Source organism: Acidovorax sp. KPB24-07 (assembly GCF_057543315.1).
The window spans coordinates 1-1,206 of sequence record NZ_BAAJYS010000682.1 but is presented as its reverse complement, the minus strand read 5'-3'; the positions used below and the strand labels follow the sequence as shown (position 1 = coordinate 1,206).

The 1,206-nt window shown below is 58.9% G+C and carries 1 protein-coding gene; it reads left to right on the top strand.

From position 1 onward, the window contains the following. Positions 1–22 precede the first annotated feature (22 nt). Positions 23–1,206: RHS repeat-associated core domain-containing protein (locus AC27IQ_RS24985; protein WP_487091217.1), on the top strand; the 1,184-nt coding region annotated here is incomplete at its 3' end.

The window sequence follows — 1,206 nt, the reverse complement described above, 5'->3', positions numbered from 1 at the left end:
CGATGGCCGAGGGGGCCTGGGCGTGGTGGGGGACAACCGGCTGCGCTTCTATCAAGACCTGCACTTCGAGTACGACGTGCATGGCAATGTGACGAAGCGCACCCGGGGCAATCAGAAAGCGGGGCACCATGAGGTGGTCCAGCTGCGCTGGAATGCCGATCATCAGCTGGTCGAGGCCAGCACCACGCGCCATGGCGTGACGCAGACCACGCGGTATGCCTATGACGCGCTGGGACGGCGCGTGTCCAAGGCGGACTCGTTCGGCGCCACGCACTTCCTGTGGGATGGCGATCTGATGGTGCACAGCCAGCGTGGGGGCAAGGAGGCGCTGTTCGTGTACGAGCCAGCGAGCTTTGTGCCCCTGGCAACGGTTCAGGGCACGCAGGATCGATTCGAGACGTATTGGTATCAGTGCGACCAGATCGGGGCGCCGCTGGAGTTGACGGATGCTCAGGGGCACATCGCCTGGGCGGCGGACTACAAGGTCTGGGGGGAAGCCACGCTGCGGCCCGTGGCGAGAACGGGGACCGATGACGGCCCCACCCGCCGCCGCATGGGGAACGGTCCGGGAATGGACTGGAGCGACGGTGCCAGCGCCCGGTCATCCGCGCCGCCGCCGATCGAACAACCCTTCCGATTCCAGGGGCAGCAGTTCGATGAGGAAACCGGGCTGCACTACAACCGCTTCCGGTATTACGATCCGGCTGTGGGCAGGTTTGCTAGCCAAGATCCGATTGGTTTGCAAGGCGGAAGCCATCTTTCAATTTACGCACCTAATCCAATCAGTTGGCTTGATCCTTTTGGGCTCTTCGGCAAAGATGCCCTAGCTAAATACAAACACAATCCAGATGGCACGTTAAAAAGTGCCAGTGCCAAAATAAGACCAGAGGATTTAGGAACGGGATCAGCAACCAATGCATCGTCACGAGCTAGAGCCAGAGGGTTTGGCTGCCCCCACGATGATGCAGGCCACCCCATTGGAAACCAACTTGGGGGTGCAGGCGGAGTTAATGAAGTCTTCCCACAAGCCCCAAGTATTAATCGCGGCCAATTCAGAGATTTTGAAAATGGTATCGCCAATGCAGTTAAAGCTGGAGATAACGTCATTGTCCGTGTCGTGCCACAGTATTCAGGCTCCACCCGTCCAGACAGCATTCTTTATCAAGCAAGAATAAATGGGAAAACTGACGTGCTCCCCGATATCCG